The sequence below is a fragment of the Meiothermus sp. genome (assembly GCF_026004115.1).
GTDB lineage: Bacteria > Deinococcota > Deinococci > Deinococcales > Thermaceae > Meiothermus.
On sequence record NZ_BPIM01000001.1, the window covers coordinates 265,588 to 283,256 of the forward strand.

The 17,669-nt window shown below is 61.4% G+C and carries 14 protein-coding genes and 1 pseudogene; 5 read left to right on the top strand and 10 right to left on the bottom strand.

The genetic code is table 11. The annotated features are described in order from the left end of the window. Window positions 1-422 precede the first annotated feature (422 nt). The 3 genes from Q0X23_RS01295 to Q0X23_RS01305 all read right to left on the bottom strand — a co-directional run bounded on the left by Q0X23_RS01295 (window position 423) and on the right by Q0X23_RS01305 (window position 5,657). A complete protein-coding gene (locus Q0X23_RS01295; RefSeq protein WP_297858615.1) occupies window positions 423-2,786 on the bottom strand; it encodes a penicillin acylase family protein in 2,364 nt (787 codons plus the stop codon). Window positions 2,787-3,117: 331 nt separating this feature from the next. Continuing rightward, window positions 3,118-4,218, bottom strand: a complete 1,101-nt coding sequence (locus tag Q0X23_RS01300) for a type IV pilus twitching motility protein PilT (RefSeq protein WP_119339521.1) — start codon at window positions 4,216-4,218, stop codon at window positions 3,118-3,120. A 380-nt stretch (window positions 4,219-4,598) separates the two neighbouring features. Further along, window positions 4,599-5,657, bottom strand: coding sequence for a M28 family metallopeptidase (locus tag Q0X23_RS01305; protein ID WP_297858616.1), 1,059 nt, complete (start codon window positions 5,655-5,657; stop codon window positions 4,599-4,601). 130 nt (window positions 5,658-5,787) lie between these two features. Between Q0X23_RS01305 and Q0X23_RS01310 the strand changes: the two genes are divergently transcribed. Beyond that, on the top strand, window positions 5,788-6,075 hold the full coding sequence (locus tag Q0X23_RS01310; protein ID WP_119339468.1) for a hypothetical protein: 288 nt from the start codon (window positions 5,788-5,790) through the stop codon (window positions 6,073-6,075). Between the two features lie 308 nt (window positions 6,076-6,383). On the opposite strand, the gene rsfS is transcribed toward Q0X23_RS01310, so the two are convergent. The 4 genes from rsfS to rplU all read right to left on the bottom strand — a co-directional run bounded on the left by rsfS (window position 6,384) and on the right by rplU (window position 8,715). After that, a complete protein-coding gene (gene rsfS / locus Q0X23_RS01315; RefSeq protein WP_119339467.1) occupies window positions 6,384-6,728 on the bottom strand; it encodes a ribosome silencing factor in 345 nt (114 codons plus the stop codon). Between the two features lie 32 nt (window positions 6,729-6,760). Beyond that, entirely contained in the window at window positions 6,761-8,011 is a 1,251-nt protein-coding gene (gene obgE / locus Q0X23_RS01320) for a GTPase ObgE (RefSeq protein ID WP_297858617.1), read from the bottom strand. A 61-nt stretch (window positions 8,012-8,072) separates the two neighbouring features. Beyond that, a complete protein-coding gene (gene rpmA, locus Q0X23_RS01325) occupies window positions 8,073-8,348 on the bottom strand; it encodes a 50S ribosomal protein L27 (RefSeq protein WP_119339465.1) in 276 nt (91 codons plus the stop codon). A gap of 61 nt (window positions 8,349-8,409) precedes the next feature. Next, on the bottom strand, window positions 8,410-8,715 hold the full coding sequence (gene rplU, locus Q0X23_RS01330) for a 50S ribosomal protein L21 (RefSeq protein WP_119339464.1): 306 nt from the start codon (window positions 8,713-8,715) through the stop codon (window positions 8,410-8,412). Between the two features lie 333 nt (window positions 8,716-9,048). Between rplU and yqeK the strand changes: the two are divergent. Further along, window positions 9,049-9,619, top strand: a pseudogene (gene yqeK / locus Q0X23_RS01335) (bis(5'-nucleosyl)-tetraphosphatase (symmetrical) YqeK). 79 nt (window positions 9,620-9,698) lie between these two features. Beyond that, window positions 9,699-10,958: an LCP family protein gene (locus tag Q0X23_RS01340; RefSeq protein ID WP_297858618.1), complete on the top strand. Its 1,260-nt coding sequence runs from the start codon at window positions 9,699-9,701 to the stop codon at window positions 10,956-10,958. Between the two features lie 38 nt (window positions 10,959-10,996). Here Q0X23_RS01340 and Q0X23_RS01345 read toward each other — a convergent pair whose 3' ends face one another. Then, window positions 10,997-11,203 carry a hypothetical protein gene (locus Q0X23_RS01345; protein WP_297858619.1) on the bottom strand — a complete coding sequence of 69 codons (207 nt, stop codon included), beginning with the start codon at window positions 11,201-11,203 and terminating at the stop codon, window positions 10,997-10,999. A 206-nt stretch (window positions 11,204-11,409) separates the two neighbouring features. Here Q0X23_RS01345 and deoC point away from each other — a divergent pair, with 206 nt between their 5' ends. Together deoC and Q0X23_RS01355 are read left to right on the top strand one after the other, a co-directional pair. Next, window positions 11,410-12,390 (top strand): deoxyribose-phosphate aldolase, encoded by a 981-nt coding sequence (gene deoC, locus Q0X23_RS01350; RefSeq protein WP_119339460.1) that lies wholly within the window; start codon window positions 11,410-11,412, stop codon window positions 12,388-12,390. A 112-nt stretch (window positions 12,391-12,502) separates the two neighbouring features. Further along, window positions 12,503-14,884, top strand: coding sequence for an aldehyde dehydrogenase family protein (locus Q0X23_RS01355; protein WP_297858620.1), 2,382 nt, complete (start codon window positions 12,503-12,505; stop codon window positions 14,882-14,884). Here the strand turns inward: Q0X23_RS01355 and Q0X23_RS01360 are convergent. Further along, window positions 14,881-15,981 carry a BMP family protein gene (locus Q0X23_RS01360; protein WP_297858621.1) on the bottom strand — a complete coding sequence of 367 codons (1,101 nt, stop codon included), beginning with the start codon at window positions 15,979-15,981 and terminating at the stop codon, window positions 14,881-14,883. The two genes, Q0X23_RS01355 and Q0X23_RS01360, sit on opposite strands and share 4 nt — an antisense overlap. A gap of 448 nt (window positions 15,982-16,429) precedes the next feature. Further along, window positions 16,430-17,656, bottom strand: a complete 1,227-nt coding sequence (locus Q0X23_RS01365) for a DUF4139 domain-containing protein (RefSeq protein ID WP_297858622.1) — start codon at window positions 17,654-17,656, stop codon at window positions 16,430-16,432. Window positions 17,657-17,669: the final 13 nt, after the last annotated feature.

Sequence of the window (17,669 nt, forward strand, 5' to 3'; positions counted from 1 at the left end):
ACGTTGATTGCCTAATAATTGCAACATGCGGCTGATTTATACCGGATTCAAAAAGACAGTTCAAAAAACCAAAAACCCATAGGTTGTCTTTTTGAATCCTAGAGCACTCCCTTCGGTTGGGTTAGTTCGGCGCCGAAGGGTGACGAACTAACCCAATCTGGTATTAGAGGGATCGCAGTGCATACCGATTTCCTGGCTACTAAGTACGACAACGTTAGGAATTTGCTCTACCCGAAAAGGGGAGCCCATAAGCCGCGCCGCTTTAAACACCGGCCACTTCTTTCACCGTGACCGTCACCGCAAAAATCTAATGTGGGCGCACTTAGACCACTAGCGTTTTGCTCTTAAAAGTCTGGCAGGGCTTCTGGCCCGGCCTAAAGGCCATTCTTTATTGAGAAGGGATGAACATGGTTGAAGTTGCGCTATGGCCTTAGCTCCAGCGTCCAGGTCTGGCCCCAGTCGGCGGGACGGGTGCTGAGGGGGATGTACTGTTTGTCGCGCCAGAGCCACAGCAGATCGTCGAAGTGGGAGCTGAACGCATCGGCGGACTGGCCCATGGGGTAGATGATGCGGCTGTTGTCGGGGTCGGCCAGGTCGAAGAGGGTGCGCAGGCTGGCCCCGGAGGTGTGCAGGAAGCTGTCCTGGTTGTAGTTGGCCACATTCACGGTGTGCATCGAGCCAGGGGTAGGAATGGTGCGATTAAACAGGCCGCCAATCAGCGGGGTGGAGGCCAGCGGGGAAGGCAGGGTGGCCTGGTGCAGCCGGCCCCACTGCCAGCGGGCGGGGTCGGGGCCTAAGCGGCGCTCGAGCTCGGCTCCGGCTTTTTCCAGGGCCTGGGCCATGAACTGCGCACAGTTCTGGATGCCCGAAGCGGCATTTCTGCACCAGCGCCCGTCCTCCCGCAGGGTTTTGACGAAGGTGTAGGGCACCGGTGGGTAGCGCAGCTCGAGTTCGTCTTCCAGCATCCGGGAAATCTCGCGGTAGTAGAAGGCGAAAGCGGTAGCCCCCACCGAGTCCAGCTCGGCCTGCAGATCCCACCCCCGCACCGCATCTTGCAGGCGCCGCGCTGCCTGGCTCTGGGGTTGCAGGGCCAACAGACCCGGCAGCATCTCCCGGGCAATAATGGAGTACGTATCCCCCTGCCAGCGGGCCATGTCCTCCAGACTGGCTTTGGGCGTGGCCAGAATCAGGTCGCGGATGCGCTGGGCACGGAAGACCTCGGTGGTGTAGCTGGAGATGTCAGGCCCGCCGTGCGGCAAGACCCGGTTGTTGGCGCTGCTGACAAAACCTTCGCGGGGGTTCACCACCTGTGGCAAGCGCTCAAAGGCCACATAGCCCTTCCACCGCTGCCCCAGCCGGGCGCTGGCCGGGAATCGCCCATCCCAGTCGCGTATGGGAATCCAGCCCGGCGCAAAGTAGCCAATGTTGCCGTCCACATCAGCATAGACAAAGTTCTGCATGGGAGCTGCGTAGCGCCTAAGGGCTTCCCGGAATTCGGTGGCATTGCGTGCGCGGTTTATGCCCAGGTAGGCGTCCAGGGTGGTGTCCTGAGGCTCGAGGCCCGTCCAGCGCACCGCTACGGCCTGGTTCTCGCCGGCAATGGCCGTTCCGGCGGTCAGGCCAGGCCGCAAGAAAGCCCGGCCCAGATCAGAAATCACCGGGCCGTACTCGCTTTCGCGCACGGTGAGGGTCACCGGGTCGGCCCCCCGCACCCGGATTACCTCCTGGCGCATGTGCAGCGGCACCAGGCCGGTGGGGGTTCGGTAGGACTGCCCTTCCAAATCCAGCACGAACAAATCCATCACATCGGGCCGCACATTGGTGGCCCCCCAGGCCACCCGGTCGTTGCGCCCCAAAAACACCCCAGGCACTCCCGGAATGGTGGCCCCAATTGCCCGGTAGCCAGGGCCCTGCAGATCGGCAATGTACCACAGGGCCGGGTTTTGCAGGCGCAGGTGGGGGTCGTTGGCCAACAGGGGCTTAGCGCTGGTGGTGCGCGAGCCGCTTAGCACCCAGTTGTTGGAGCCGTGGTCGGGGCTGCGGGGGGCCATGCGCAGGGTTTCGGAAAACTCGGCCAGCTTTTGCATGGCCAGCAGCACGGCCCCAGAAAGCGCGGCCCGTGGGGTTGGATAGCCGGGCTCGGTCCGCTCCTCGTCGCTGCGAAGGTCGCCCGGCTGCAGGATGGTGGGCCAGCCTTGGGGATACTCCCCCCGCAGGTCGTTGAACCCTTCCACCCCCACCTTACCCAGGATGAAGGCGTTGTCAATTTCGTCCTGCCAGACCTGCCCCAGGTCGTAGGACTGCAGCTTGCCCCAGGCCAGGGTGTCGGTAGGCGTCCAGGGCTCTGGGGTAAAGCCCAGCAGGGCAAAAGGCAGGGGCAGGTTTCCTTCGCGGATGAACTGATTGACCCCGGCCGCGTAGGCTTCCAGGGCACGGCGGGTAAACTCGGTGTGGTTGGGCAGGGAAGCCTGGGCCGCACGGTAGAAGCCCCAGATGCGGAAGAATCGGTCTTGTTCGACAGCACCACTCCCCAGAATTTCCGACAGCCGGCCCTGCGCGGCGCGGCGGCCCAGCTCCATCTGGAACAACCGGTCGCGCGCGTGCACATAGCCCTGAGCAAAAAACACATCCATATCGCTCGAGAGGGCCCGGATATGCGGAATACCCCAGCGGTCAAAGGTAATGTTCACCGGCCCCGAAAGCCCCTGCACCTGGCGCACCTGGTTGGCGGGAACACACGAAGCTAGCAACAAAAGCACGGTTAACCCAAGAAAAAGCCAGCGCATTGCTCAACCTCCAGACTGGCCTCACTTTACCCGAATCGAACCCTCTACAATCAAGAGCAACCGGCTCTAGTGCACGGGTAACTTGTTTTGCAGCATGTTTTGGAGCCCGTTGATTGCCCTTAGTTGCGATGTGCAGCCAATTTGGGAGTCACTGAAGAGCATACTGAATTCTTGGTTACCAGACCACTAGCTATTGGCTAAAGACCTGCCGACTTTCGCGCTGTTCGCAGACGCGGACGCGTAACCCGGAGGCCACTGTTTAGTCCAGGACACAGGATTCACAAACCCGGATGGCTCGATTTTTGCGAAGAGCGTTCTCACGCGCGGGTTTTCAGTATCCGCGCCCAGTAAACTTGGTCAGCATCAGCTTGAGTTCGTGGGGGCTGGTGGCCGAGCCTTCGGCGTCCTCGAGACTGATGTGGCCCTGGGTATAGAGCTCTACCAGGTGCTGATCGAAGGTTTGCATACCGCGCAGGTTATCCTGCAGCATAGCGTCCTTGATTTGAGGCGTCTTGTTCTCGTCTTTGATGAGGTCGCGCACAAAAGGCGTGGCCAACAAAATCTCCAAAGCCAGCATGCGCCCCTGTCCGTCGGCCCTGGGCAGCAAGCGTTGGGAGATGATACCCAGGAGCGACTCGGCCAGCAGAATGCGGATTTGCAGGTGCTCGTGCAGGGGAAAGAAGTCGATGATGCGGTTGATGGTGCGCACCGAATCGAGTGTATGGAGGGTGGAAAGCACCAGATGGCCTGTCTGGGCCGCCATGATGGCCGCCTCCACCGTTTCACGGTCGCGCATCTCGCCGATCAGAATCACATCCGGGTCTTGCCGCATGGCGTACTTGAGACCCGTACTGAAGGAATCGGTGTCTACCCCCACCTCGCGCTGCACCACCAGGCTTTTCTTATGTTTGTGCAAAAACTCGATGGGGTCTTCGATGGTGACGATGTTTTTGGGGAAGTGCAGGTTGATATGGTCAATCAGGGCAGCCAGGGTAGTGGACTTCCCCGAGCCGGTAGGGCCCGTAACAAGCACCAGGCCGCGCTCCTTGGAGGCCAGGTCTTCCATGACCGGACGGGGCAGCCCCAGGGCCTCGAAGCTGGGGATGGTTTCGGCCACCACCCGCATGACCAGACCAAAACTGCCGCGCTGGTGAAGCAAATTACAGCGAAAACGGGCCAGACCCGGCACCGTATAGGCGAAGTCCATTTCTTTTTTGTACTCGAGTTCTTCTTGCTGCATGGGGTTCAGCAAGCTGCGAACGATGGCTTCCACATCGGCTGGCAAAAGCACTTTGCTTCCAAAGGGCTTGAGTTTGCCGTCAATGCGGACAGTGGGCGGTGCCCCCGCCTGCAAATGAATATCCGAGGCTCGAGCCTGCACCATGCTGCGCAGCATTTCAGCGATGGGAGTGGGGGTTTGGGTGGTACTCATCTGGAGGCTCCCTTGGGTCACTTGATTAGGTGGATTGGATCGGGGCAACCAGAAGCTGTAGCCCTGCCGGCATTACAATGAGTGCACTTTTCGATATCAGCTGGTACAGCGATACCGTTGCACCTTTCCAACCCACGCTCAGAGTATATTTCACCCTTTCTCAAAAGGCTGCCCTAAATGAACAAAGCTTAACATTAGAACCGAGCGGTCACACTGTTCTCTTGTGAGGTGTTGCTGGATTGGCCTGGAGCGAATTGCCGAGGGCCCAAAGCCAAATGACCTTGTGGCATGGCCAGCACCTCGACCCCCGCTTCGGCAAACTACCGGCAACACACCGCGCTCTCAAGACCTAAGCCAGACACCCAGCGCGCTACTCCAGATCAGGCCAGCTGGCGCACCAGCGTGCGTGCGTAGTTCAGGGTTTCTTCTACCGCACCCCAGTCCACCCCATCGGGGCGGTCGGAAGGCCAGTGCCAGTGGGGGGGTGTGCCATTCTCCAGGCGAATGAGCGTGAGGCAAGGAATGTTTCGGGCCGCAAAGGGGCGGGTATCGAAAAAGGCCAGGCGGTACGCCAGAGGTTGCGCACCCGGGATGGTTCGGGCTTGCTCGAGCAGAACCCCCAGGTAAGCATGGTAGACCAGCATGCCCTCGCCGGTGGCATAAAACAGCTCGCCTTTGCCCACATTGTCGATGTTGAGCACCAGCGCATCGGGTGGAACCCGTCCCGAACGCGCCAGGTGCTCAGCTCCCTTGGCCCCCACTTCTTCGCTGCCGGTAAGCGCCAGAATCACCCGGTAGTCCGGCAGGGGATCTTTCGTCAGTTCCTTGAACAGGGCCACCGCTACCGCCACCCCGGTCGCGTTGTCGTTGGCCCCGTTGACATAGGGCTCACGAAACTCCCGCAAGGTCAGGAGGGCGGCCTGCACCAGAAAGTACAGGCCCAGCAACTGCGATACCACCGGCACCAGGGCGCCAAAGGGCAGCGCCGTAGCCAGCACTGCATTGATTAGAAAATTACGCCGGAAAAACCGAACCTGCTTTGGGTGGTAGAGGAAAAAGGACTTGGCCGTATCGAAATGGGCCATCAAAACCAGCGTTTTGTGGCCCTGACCGGTCTGGGCCAGCACATTCTGCGAGGGGTAGCGGTCGAAGAACCGCCGCCACGGTACCCACCAGCCCGAAAAATGCGCCCAGAAGCCATAGGTTCCCAGCAGTGCCAGCCACCAAAGCCCCCCCAAACTGCCCACGGCCAGCAAAAGGCTAATCAGGATGAGTTCGGGGCCATAGCTGCGGGGGGCCTGGAAGGTCTGGACTTCAAGCGAGATATCCGCTCCCAGACGGGCCAGGTAATCTTTGAGCTGCTGGGCCATCTGGGCCTCGAGGGCCGTTGCACTCCCCCGGTGCGGCAAGGCGCAAATAGCTTCCCAGAGTTTTCGCACGACCTTAGCATAAGGCTCAAAGCCCTACGCTGAAAGCAAAAGACTGGGTGCTGGCCGTTGACGGCTTTACCCCGTGCTCTGTGCGCCAAGCCCTTGGTTCTCGTAAAGTCCAGGGCTTAAACTTAAGGACATGGGCAAGAAACGTCGGGAAGAAAAGCTCAAGCGCAAAGCACAGCAGCGCACGCCACTTTCGGGCCGGGACATGCTGCGCATTTTTCCCAGCCTGTTGTTGCGGGCCTTTATTGTGGTCATGCCCCTCACCCTGCTCATGACCTTCCTGGGGGCCAGTGGGGTGACGCTGTTCAACAACTTCTGGGTACAGATGGGTGCTTACCTGGCGGCCTACATCGTGTTCAACAAGTTTATTTTTGGCCCCGTCCGTAACTACCGCCCGGCCAACCCGCCCAACGCAAAGTAGATTAAAGTTTCATGTCACAGGTCTCCGGTTGCAAGGCAAAAGCGCGTCTGAGGCCATAGGGTCACGGGATTCTGCTGCAATAGCGGGGGTAGGCTACATCGTTCGTAAGTACAACAACGTTAGGAATTTGCTCTACCCGAAAAGGGGAGCCCATAAGCTGCGCCGCTTTAAAGACCGGCCACTTCTTTCACCGAGACCGTCACCACAAAAATCTAATGTGGGCGCACTTAGAACGACTACACGATTCAGGCTTTCAGATTTCGGCCTTTTCAGCATTATAAGTTGGAGCAACCCTGGAAATAGGGCGCTTATATCCGCTTTGCGTCGGCCCAAAAGCCTTCCAGGTCGTAGTACTCGCGGGCTTCGGCGCTCATCAGGTGCACCAGCACCGGGCCATAGTCCAGCAGCACCCAGCGAGGGCTGGGGCCCTCGACCTTATTCGCCCGGATGCCTTCGTCTTCCTGGAGCTTTTCCCGCACGGCCCGCTCGAGGGCTTGCAGGTGGGGCTGGGAGGTTCCGGTGGCAATCACAAAGTAGTCCAGCGAGTCGGAAACACCGGTCAGGTCGAGCGCAACCACGTTCTCGGCCTTTTTGTCCTCCAGGGCTTGTTTGATGTGCTCAATTAGCGTTTGGGTATCAATGGTTTTGACCATTCGACCTCATTATACACAATGGGTTGCCCTGCCTACCTGACTTCGGGAATGTACTCGAATTCGTGCTTTCCAAAGCGAACGGTGTCGCCCGCCCGCACCCCATGGGCCTTGAGGGCCTGTTCGACCCGGTAGCGCTTGAACAGCTCCTGCAGGTAGCCGGCGGCGTCCATCGGGTCGCCCTTGAGTCGGTCTAGGTGCCGCTGTACCTGAGGGGCCTCGAGCTCAAACACCCCCTCCTCCACCTGGGTTACCTGGATGTAGTCGGCGGCCTCGGGTTTGGGCCTGGGTTGTTCCATTTTGGGCTTGGGCGCAGCCTGCACCAGGGCAAACAGGGCCTCTACCAGCTCGGTTAGCCCCTGGCGGGTCTGGGTGGAGGTGGGGATGACCGGCAGGCCGGTCTGGCTTAGCTCGGCCACCAGGGCCTGTAGCTCGGCTGGGGTCAGCAGGTCAGTTTTGTTGAGGGCAATCAGGGCCTGGCGGGTGAGCAGCTCGGGGTCGTAGGAACGCAGTTCGGCCTGAAGGGTTTGCAGGGTTTGCACCGGCTGGTCGGCGCCATCGAGCACATAGAGCAAAACTCGAGTCCGGGCAATGTGCCGCAGAAACTCCAGCCCCAGGCCCCTGCCCTGGGCCGCCCCCTCGATGATGCCGGGAATGTCGGCCATGGTGATGCGCTCGAGGTCACGTTCAATTACGCCCAGGTTGGGCGAAAGGGTGGTAAAGGGGTAGCTGGCAATTTTGGGGTGGGCATGGGTCAAAGCGGCCAGCAGGCTGCTCTTGCCGGCGTTGGGGTAGCCCACCAGGCCCACATCGGCTAAAAGCATCAGCTCGAGGCGCAGTTTGCGCTTCTCTCCTTCCTCGCCCGCCTCGGCAAAGCGGGGGGCCTGACGGGTGGGGGTTACGAACCGGGGGTTGCCCCAGCCGCCTTTGCCCCCTTTGGCCGCCACAAAGGTCTGACCTTCCTCGATCAGGTCGGCCAGAAGTTCGCCAGTCTCGGCGTCGTAGACCCGCGTTCCCCGGGGCACCTCGATCACCAGGTCTTTGCCCGACTTGCCAAAGAGCCCCTTACCCATGCCGTGCTGGCCGTTTTCGGCCTTGTAGACCCGCTTGGAGAGGTTTGAGAGCGAGTCCACCTGCCCCAGCGCCCGCAGGATGATGGAGCCCCCGTCGCCGCCATCGCCGCCGTCGGGGCCGCCCTTGGCGATGTATTTTTCACGCCAGAAGCTAATACAACCGTCGCCCCCACGTCCGGCGGCCACGCTAATCTCGAGGATATCTCTGAACATAAGCAAAAGCTAAAAGCCGAAGGCCGAGCTCGGGGCTTCAGCCTTCGGCTAGCGGCAAAAATTAGTCGCCGGCCCTGGCCAGCTCGATGGGTTTGACCCGCACAAAGCGGCCCTTGCGGCCCTTGTCGGCAAACTCCACCACCCCGTCTACCAGGGCGAACAGGGTGTAATCGCGGCCCTGGCCCACCCCCTCGCCGGCGCGGAACTTGGTGCCGCGCTGGCGCACGAGCACGTTGCCGGCCTTGACTACCTGGCCCTCAAAGCGCTTGACCCCCAGGCGCTTGGCTTGGCTGTCGCGCCCGTTTTTGGTTGAACCCAGACCTTTTTTGTGTGCCATATAGTCCCTCCAGGACGCTGAAGGCTGAAAGCTAGACTCTAGCTACTGGCTTTCAGCAGTTTTATGCGCGAATCTCCTTCACCACAATCTCGGTGTAGGGCTGGCGGTGGCCCCGCTTGCGGCGGTAGTGGATCTTGGCCTTGAACTTGGCCACCACCACCTTTTTGCCTTTACCGTGCTCGACCACCTCGGCCACCACCTTGGCGCCGGGTACGGTGGGGCTGCCAATCACGGTCTTCTCGCCGCCCAGCATCAGGGCGTCAAACTCCACGGTGTCGCCGGGGTTGGCCTCGAGCTTCTCCACGCGCAGCTTGCTGCCTGCCTCTGCGCGGTACTGTTTACCACCCGTCTTGATGATTGCGTACATGACCACACTCTCCAGTTAGCCGTTTGGGATGCTGGTGCAATCCAACAAACAACTCGGGTCTTTTGACCCAGCCAACTGACAACTATAGCGGCTATGGCGAATTGTTTCAAGTAGCGCCCAGGCATCAGAGCGGCTCCACCGAGCGGCAGCTTTCACAAAAACGAAGCGTCTGAAGGCTCATCCCTATCAAGTCAGGGCGAGGGAAACGATACGCAGACTCGATGTAGAAGGATAGGGCAATCCAGCTTGGAAATTTCCAGAAATGTGGTAGGCTCTCTTTTGCGGATGGGCAGGAGTTCCCAAACCTGCTCCCGCCCTCGGCGGAGGCTTCACTTGATAAGCACCATCTCTGTCGTTGATCTGGCCGAAAGAGTGCGCCAGCAGGTTAAGCCTGAGCGCTACGAACATATTTTGCGGGTCGCCGAGCTGGCCGCTGAAATTGCCAGAGCAAACGCGCTTGATGTGGAGAAAATCTACCTGGCGGCCATCCTGCACGATGCTGCACGCGATTTGAGCGAACAGCAGTTGACAGAGCTTGCACCGCCGGAAATAGCGCTCGAGCGCAACCATCCCTTATCGCTTCATGGGCGCGCTGGGCGCAAGTTGGCCGAGCAATGGGGCATTGAGGATGAAGAGGTGCTCGAGGCCATCGAGGGCCATGTTTACGGGGTTCGCCCCGAGCACAGAATCGGCATGGCGCTTTATGTTGCCGATGTTTCCGAGCCGGGCCGTGGGGTCAATCAGGATATTCGCGACCTGGCGCTGTCGGGGCGGCTTCGAGGAAGCCTACCAAAAAGCGGTCCTGTGCAAAGTCAAATACCTGCAAAGCAAAGGTATCGAGCCCCATCCTCGCACCCTGGCAGCCTACAAAGCGATCATGGAGCAGCGCGGCGAGGACTGCTAGTTTTGCCCTGGGTACTCCCCAGGGCTTTTTTGGGTGGTCTATTACCCTCCCATCGGCCAGGTTTTGTAATCTATGGGTCATGGCACAACCGCGAACACCCCATCGAGTTAAACGGGGGTCGCTGGTACGAGCTCGCCGTGCGGGGCCGCGGCTTTCGCTGGTATTGCTTGGGCTGGCCCTGCTGGCCCTGGCCGGGGCCCTGGCCTATGGGCCGCAGCTTCAAGAGGTGCAGGCTGGGCTGTTTAGCGAGTACAGAGAAAGTGGCCCCGCCGAGGAACTGAGCCTGGTGGTGGCAGCTCGCGACACCGAATACTGCGGCTACCACACCGCTTGTGGGCCAGGGCTTCGCACCGACACCATCTTCTATGTGCGCCTGCGCGGCTCGGAGGCCACGGTGGTGGCCATTCCCCGCGACCTGCGCTATAGCGGTGAAACCCCTAACGGTTTTTATGATGGCAAGATCAATTCGGTCTACGAGCGGGGCGGTGGGGCCGAGGGCTTGCGCCATGCCGTAGAAAACCTGTTGGGCGTACCGGTTCAGCACCACGTGATCCTGACCTTCGAGGCCGTGATGAAGCTGGTGAATGCAGTGGACGGCGTGGATGTGGTGCTGCCCTATCCGATGAAATACACCGACCGGGCCGCGGGTCTTTTCATAGACTTTCCGGCGGGGCCGCTGCACCTGAACGGGAAAGATGCGGTCAAATACATGCGCTTTCGTCGCTGGGAAGGCTCCGACCTGGGCCGGCTGGACCGCATCAAGGAAGTGATGGGGCTGGCCCTGCGAAAAGCCCAAAGCCCTCGTTACTGGCCGCGCTTACCAGGAGTTGCAGGGGCCGTGTGGAACTCCCTCGAGACCAGCCTTCCCCTCACCGAAGCCCTGCAGCGGCTGCCCAACCTGCAAAGCCTGACCCTTAAGAGCGCAACCCTGCCCACCCTCGAGGAGGGCAGTTTCCTGGTCCTCGACCAGGTCGCCATGCCTTCCTTCACGGCGGGTCTGCTGGGCTACACCCCCGATGCCGAGGTGATGGCCCGAATGGTACAGGCCGAAGCCCTGGGCCTCAAAACCCTGCTCCTAGACCGGAGTGGGGCGGGGCTGGGCGAACGCTACCGGCAGGGCTTTGTGGAGCTGGGCATCCCCCCCCCGGAAGTGCATGCAGGCGAGGTAGGGGGCACCAGCCTGGTGCTGGTGCGCAGTGGGGTCTCGATTGTTGGACGGGAGTCGCCTGCCTTTCTGCTGGCCAAGGACTACGCCGATCTGCTGCACCTGCCACTGGAGACCCGCATCCGCCTCGAGCCCAGGGGCTACGATGTGATTATCGTGCTGGGACCGTCATAATCGGCCACAGGTGATGGTTCCCTGCCCGGCGCTGTTCGCTACTCACCCCTGGGTACCCGATGCTCCTCCTCGGGCAGGGGCTCCTCGTCGGGGTCAAAGGCGTAATAGAGCTTGAGTGGCTGGGTCTCTACCACCCGCAACACTTCGCCACACTCCGGGCACTCCACCTCGAGGCCCACCCACGGGCCCGCTACCTCCACCAACCCGCCACATACCGGACATTTGGCCACTTGCAGGGTTTCCATCCTTCACCTCCCAAGCCAGGGTAGAAGCCGAACCCTTTTGTACAACCTCCAGCATGGCAGCTCAGGCGGGACCGAATGTCCCTGGCTCGAGCATCAATGCCGATGACTCACGGCCAAGTGCCTTAGCCAGTAGCGGGTCAGCACTGTCGCCCTCAACCAGATAATAGCAGGCTGGGCTATAATCGGCTGTACTCGAGGCCAAGCTTATGGCGACTGCAACCATACCCCAAGCCCACATGCTGGAGCGCAACCCCGGCACCCCCTTCGACCCCGGCGCCCTCGAGGGGGCCCTGGTCAACCGAAGCGCCGTTGAGCGCCGGACCGCCACCCTGCCCACCCGCCGCACCGTTAAAAAGGAATGGCAGGCGGCCTGGCTTTTACACGCCATCAAGACCATCGACCTGACCACCCTTTCGGGCGACGACACCCCCGGCACGGTGCGGCGCCTGTGCGCCAAGGCCCGCCAGCCGGTGCGAGCGGAGCTGTTGCACGACCTGGGCCTGCCCCACCTGCGGCTTACCACCGGTGCGGTCTGTGTCTACCACGAGATGGTACCCACCGCCGTGGCGGCGCTCGAGGGCTCCGGCATCCCAGTAGCCGCCGTCTCAACCGGCTTCCCCGCCGGACTCAACCCCCACCGCCTTAAACTGCAAGAGATTGAGGCCTCGGTAGCGGCGGGGGCCAGCGAAATTGACATCGTCATCTCGCGCCGCCATGTGCTCACCGGCAACTGGAAGGCCCTCTACCAGGAGGTGCGCGACTTCCGCGAGGCCTGCGGCCCGGCCCACATGAAAAGCATTCTGGCCGTCGGCGAGCTGGGCACCCTCAAAAACGTCTTCAAAGCCAGCATGGTCTGTATGCAGGCGGGTTCCGACTTCATCAAGACTTCTACCGGCAAGGAAGCGGTGAACGCCACCCTGCAAAACAGCCTGGTGATGGTGCGGGCCATCCGGGCCTACTATGAACAAACCGGCCATAAGGTGGGTTTCAAACCCGCCGGCGGCATCCGCAGCGCCAAGCAGGCCCTGGACTGGCTTATCCTGATGAAAGAGGAACTGGGCCTCGAGTGGATGCAGCCCCATCTGTTCCGCATCGGGGCCAGCGCCCTCTTGAACGACATCGAGCGGCAGCTCGAGCACTTCGCCTACGGGCGCTACGCCTCCATGCAGTACCAGCCGCTGGGGTAGAAAAAGTCCCTTGGCCCGAAGACTTCACCATGGCTTCTATTGCACTTTTCTCCTGAAAGCTAAGAAGCAGAGTTCACCGATATCGAAGCCCGCCCTGAACTGGAGCTAAAGCATGACCCTTACCGAACTTATGGAGACCCTTCCCTATGGCCCCGCCCCGGAAGCCGCCCAACCCGCGCTGGACTGGCTGAAGGCCCACCAGGGCAAATTCGGGCTTTTTATTGGGGGCAAGTGGCGTGACCCGGCCAGCCAGGAATGGTTCGCTACCCTTAACCCGGCCAACGCCCAAAAGCTGGCCGAGGTAGCCCAGGCCAGCGCCGCCGACGTAGACGAGGCCGTCAAGGCTGCCCGCAAAGCTTTTATCGGTTGGAGCCAGACCCCCGGTCACGTGCGGGCCCGCTACCTGTACGCCATGGCCCGGCAGGTGCAGAAGCACGCCCGCCTGTTTGCCGTGCTGGAAACCCTGGACAACGGCAAGCCCATCCGCGAGACCCGCGACATTGACATTCCCCTGGTGGCCCGCCACTTCTACTACCACGCCGGCTGGGCCCAGCTTATGGAAAGCGAGCTGGCGGGCTATGCCCCTCTGGGCGTGGTAGGGCAGATTATCCCCTGGAACTTTCCGCTGCTGATGCTCTCCTGGAAGATTGCCCCAGCGCTGGCCATGGGCAACACGGTGGTGCTCAAGCCCGCCGAGTTTACGCCCCTTACCGCTCTTTTGTTCGCAGAAATCTGTCAGAACATTGGGCTGCCGCCGGGGGTGGTGAACATCATCACCGGCGACGGCAAAACCGGGGCGGCCCTGGTGGAGCATCCGGGGGTGGACAAGATCGCCTTTACCGGCTCGACCGAGGTGGGGCGGCTCATCCGCAAAGCCACAGCGGGCAGCGGCAAAAAGCTCTCCCTCGAGCTCGGTGGCAAATCGCCTTTCCTGGTCTTCGAGGATGCCGACCTGGATAGCGCAGTGGAGGGCGTGGTGGACGCCATCTGGTTCAACCAGGGGCAGGTCTGCTGTGCGGGCTCGAGGCTTCTGGTGCAGGAGGGCATCGCCGAGAGGATGTATGCCAAGCTGCGCGCCCGCATGGAAAAACTGCGCGTAGGCAACCCCCTGGACAAGGCCGTGGACATTGGGGCCATCGTGGCACCGGTTCAGCTGCAGAAAATCCAGCATTTGGTGCAAAAGGGCGTGGAGGAAGGGGCCCGGCTCTGGCAGCCAAGCTGGGCGGTGCCGAGCGAGGGGTGCTTTTACCCCCCCACGCTTTTTACCGAGGTCGCCCCAGCCTCTACCATCGCCCAGGAGGAAATTTTTGGGCCGGTGCTGGCTGCCCTGACCTTCCGCACCCCCGAGGAGGCCGTGCGGCTGGCCAACAACACCCGCTACGGCCTGGCTGCCTCCATCTGGAGTGAGGACATCAATCTGGCCCTGGACATCGCCACCCAGATCAAAGCCGGCACCATCTGGATCAACAGCACCAACCTCTTCGATGCCGCCAGCGGCTTTGGCGGCTACCGTGAGTCGGGCTTTGGGCGCGAGGGGGGCAAGGAGGGGCTGTGGGAGTACGTGAAAAAAGCCGAAAGCCCAAGTCCCAAAGCTCAAAGTCGCAAAACCAGGGCCCCCTCGAGGTCTGCTAAGGAAACACCCCTCCAGCCTGAAACCTTTAGCCTTCAGCCCCCCATAGACCGCACCGCCAAGCTCTTTATCGGCGGCAGGCAGGCCCGGCCCGATAGCGGCTATAGCAAGGCCGTATATGCCCCGGACGGGCAGCTTCTGGGCGAGGTGGGGCTGGGTAACCGCAAGGATATTCGCAATGCGGTGGAGGCTGCCCGCGCGGCTTTTGAGGGCTGGCGCAAGACCAGCGCGCACAACAGGGCGCAAATCCTGTACTTCCTGGCCGAAAACCTGTCCGAGCGGGCCGAGGAGTTTGGCCACCGCATCCACGCACAGACCGGACAGGACGGCCGCGCAGAGGTAGAAACGGCCCTCGAGGCCCTCTTTACTGCCGCCGCCTGGGCCGACAAATACGAAGGGGTAGTCCACCCCACCCCCATCCGCAACGTGACCCTGGCCATACCCGAGCCCATCGGGGTGATGGGCATTCTCTGCCCCGACGACCAGCCGCTGCTCGCGCTGGCCCGGCTGGCCGGAACCGCGCTGGCCCTGGGAAACACCCTGGTGGTGGTGCCCTCGCCGCTGGCCCCCCTGGTCGCTACCGACTTTTATCAGGTGCTCGAGACCTCCGACATCCCTGCGGGCACCTTTAACATAGTGACCGGCGAGCGCGACGAGCTGGCCAAAACCCTGGCCGAACACGACGACGTGGACGCCGTCTGGTACACCGGGCCCCAGGCCGGACATGTGCTGGTCGAGCGGGCCAGCGCCGGGAACATGAAGCGCACCTGGATGTTGCTCCCCAGCGGCCCCCTACCCGACACCGACGAAATCTTGCGCCAGGCCACCCAGGTCAAGAATATCTGGGTTCCGTACGGTGCTTAGCGCTTGTCCGGCACCACAATCCGGCCCGCAACAATGCTTTGCCGAATGGCGTTCACTTCGCGGCGAAGGCTTTCGGACAACAGGGCCTGGTTATAGGTATCGAGGGCATAGCCCAGCCCATTTTCCCGCAAGCCCAGGCTCACCAGACCGCCCTGAAAGCTACCGCGCGCCACCGACTCCACCGCGCGCTGGGCGGCCACATCCACCCGTTTGAGCATGCAGGTCAAGGCGTGGTTCAAAGTGGCCGGGTTGTTGTCGGTGTCGCCCAAAAAGTTCAGGTTGCCGTCCCCCCCAATAAAGAACATGGGGCGGGTATCTCCAGCGCACTCACGGGTGTAGGCCTCGTACTTGGGCACGGTAGCGAAGGGGTTGCTGCGGAAGCGCAAGCCTCGAGGCAGTTCGGCAGCCTTGATACAACGGGTCTGCTTGACGTAGTCAAACACCCCCAGCCCCGAGGCCCCGGCTGCAGCATAGATGATGTCGGCCCCCTGCGACTTTTGGAAGGCGGCAATCTCCTTGGCCCGGGCCGGATCGGAGAAGGCCGCGGGGGTGTTGCCCACATAGTTCACCACCACCCGGCACGCCGGGCAGGCCCGTCGCACCCCTTCGCGGTAGCCCACCTCAAACTTGTGGATGAGCGGAATATCCATTCCCCCCACAAAGCCCACCACGCCGGTCTGGCTGAGCCTTCCTGCAATGTAGCCCACCAAAAAGGTGCCCTCGTTTTCGCGGAATACATACGAGGCTACATTGGGGGCATCGGTGGCGGTGTCGATGAGGGCGAAGCGCTGATCGCGGAATTCACGTGCTGCAGCCGCAATACCGGGTTCGGTGGCGAAACCCAGGCCAATAATGAGGTCAAAGCGCTCGGCGGCGAAGCGACGCACCGCCCCCGGAATCTGCGAGGGGTCGGTGGGCTCGAAGTCGAAGAGACGCCCCCCAAACTGCTGTACCGTTCGCTGCGCCCCACCGTAGGCCACCCCGTTAAAGGTAGGGTCGGTTTTGGCCCCCTCACTGAAGACCATGGCCACGCTGCCCAGAGGCTGCGCCCAGACCAGCCCCACACCCAGCAAAAGCACACCCAGTAGCTTTTTCATGTTGGAAGGGTAGCATAGCCCCTTCTCGGGCTGCAAGCAGTCCAGGGTAAGGCGAAAGATTCTCATCCAAAGGGCCAGCCTGAGACAGTCCCACCGGGTATGGGGTGCCAGAATTGGGCCGGGGCAGGCCCCCTCGAGCGATACGTCTTTGGCCGGCCTCGAGGCTCAGTGCGCAAGGCTAAGAAAATGTGGGCGGTCTAAGTGCGCCCACATTAGATTTTTGTGGTGACGGTTTCGGCGAAAGAAGTGGCCGGTCTTCAAAGCGGCGCAGCTTATGGGCTCCCCTTTTCGGGTAGAGCAAATTCCTAACGTTGTTGTACTTAGTGCACCGGTAACTTGTTTTGCGGCGCGTTTTGAAGCACGTTAATTACTCAGAATTGCGATTTGCAGCTCATTGGGAGGCGCTGAAATGCGAACAGTATTCACAGTATTCTTGGTTACCAGACCCCTAGCGTTGCTGCAAAATCAGGGTGTACGTGTATGAACGGCTCTGATTGGGGGCCAGGGTGAAGCGCAGGCGGTAGCCCTCCGGGAGGCGCTCGAGGCCCTCCCCCTCCAGGGTAAAGGGCTGGGGCATGGCCTCCTGAATTTCCACCTCCACCGCATAGGGCTTGGGGTTTTGCACCTGGGTGGTCACCCGGAAGCGGTTGCGGGCCTGTTGCTCCACCTGCCGGGTGGCCCTGCCTTCGGGGTCAGGACCTAGCATCAGGTTGACCTGGTTGCCTTTGGCCGTATCGCCGGTGGCCGCCTGCCCCACAAACACCCCTTGCTCGCGGACGCTCACCACCCCGGCGGCCAGGTTTTCCGGGGCCGCAAAACGAAAACCCCGCACAAAAGCCAGCTCGCGTTCGGTACTGAAGCCGGTTTGCAAGCGCCACAAATAGACCGGTTGCACCCGGGTGCGAATAAAAGGTAGCTCGGTCAGGCCGGGCTCGAGCGTCACCTCTCCCGGTAAGCGGTAGCGGTAGGTGCCCGCTGCCTCTCCCACGAACTCGGCTTCCGCTACGTCTGAAGCAGCCGGCGCAGCCTGCAACATCCGGGTTTCGGGGCGGGGGGCGGGCACACTAAAGCCTCCTTCCAGCAAAGGCACACTCCCGGCTACCAGGTCGGTGCGGCCCAGTCGCACGGTGCGGCCCAGCCCGTTGGTCAGGGTCGCCCAGCCGGTCAGCTCGCCATCCTCCAGCGTATAGCGCAGGTTCCAGGTCAGGCCTCGAGTCAGATAGGCCAGCGTTCCCGAGCCACCCCCCTGATAGCGAAAGATCACTTTTGGGCCAGGAACAGCACTGAATCCGCCGGGATCGGGATAGGCCACTGTTCCAGGTAGCCCTACCAGGTAACGGCCCTCGTACAGATACAGGTTCCGCTCGGCACTCACCAGGGTGGCCTTGCGCCACTGACCCTCCCAGTAAAACTGCACCTCCTTGCCCACATAGGCAGCCAGAGGACTTTGTTGGGCAGCCACCTGCACCCGGCGCGACTGCTCGCTTACCCCTATCAAGCGCAGGGTTCCCGGCACCAGGCTCTGGAACAGGGTCTCGCCTGGCTCCCAGATCCACTCATTTTGCGGCAGGGTTTGCGACTGCCGAAGCTCGGCAAAGCCCCGATAAATCACGGTTTCTTGTGCCTGAGCCATACCAAATAGCACCACGGCCAACAGCAATAGTTTTCTACCCATACAAGCCAGTAAA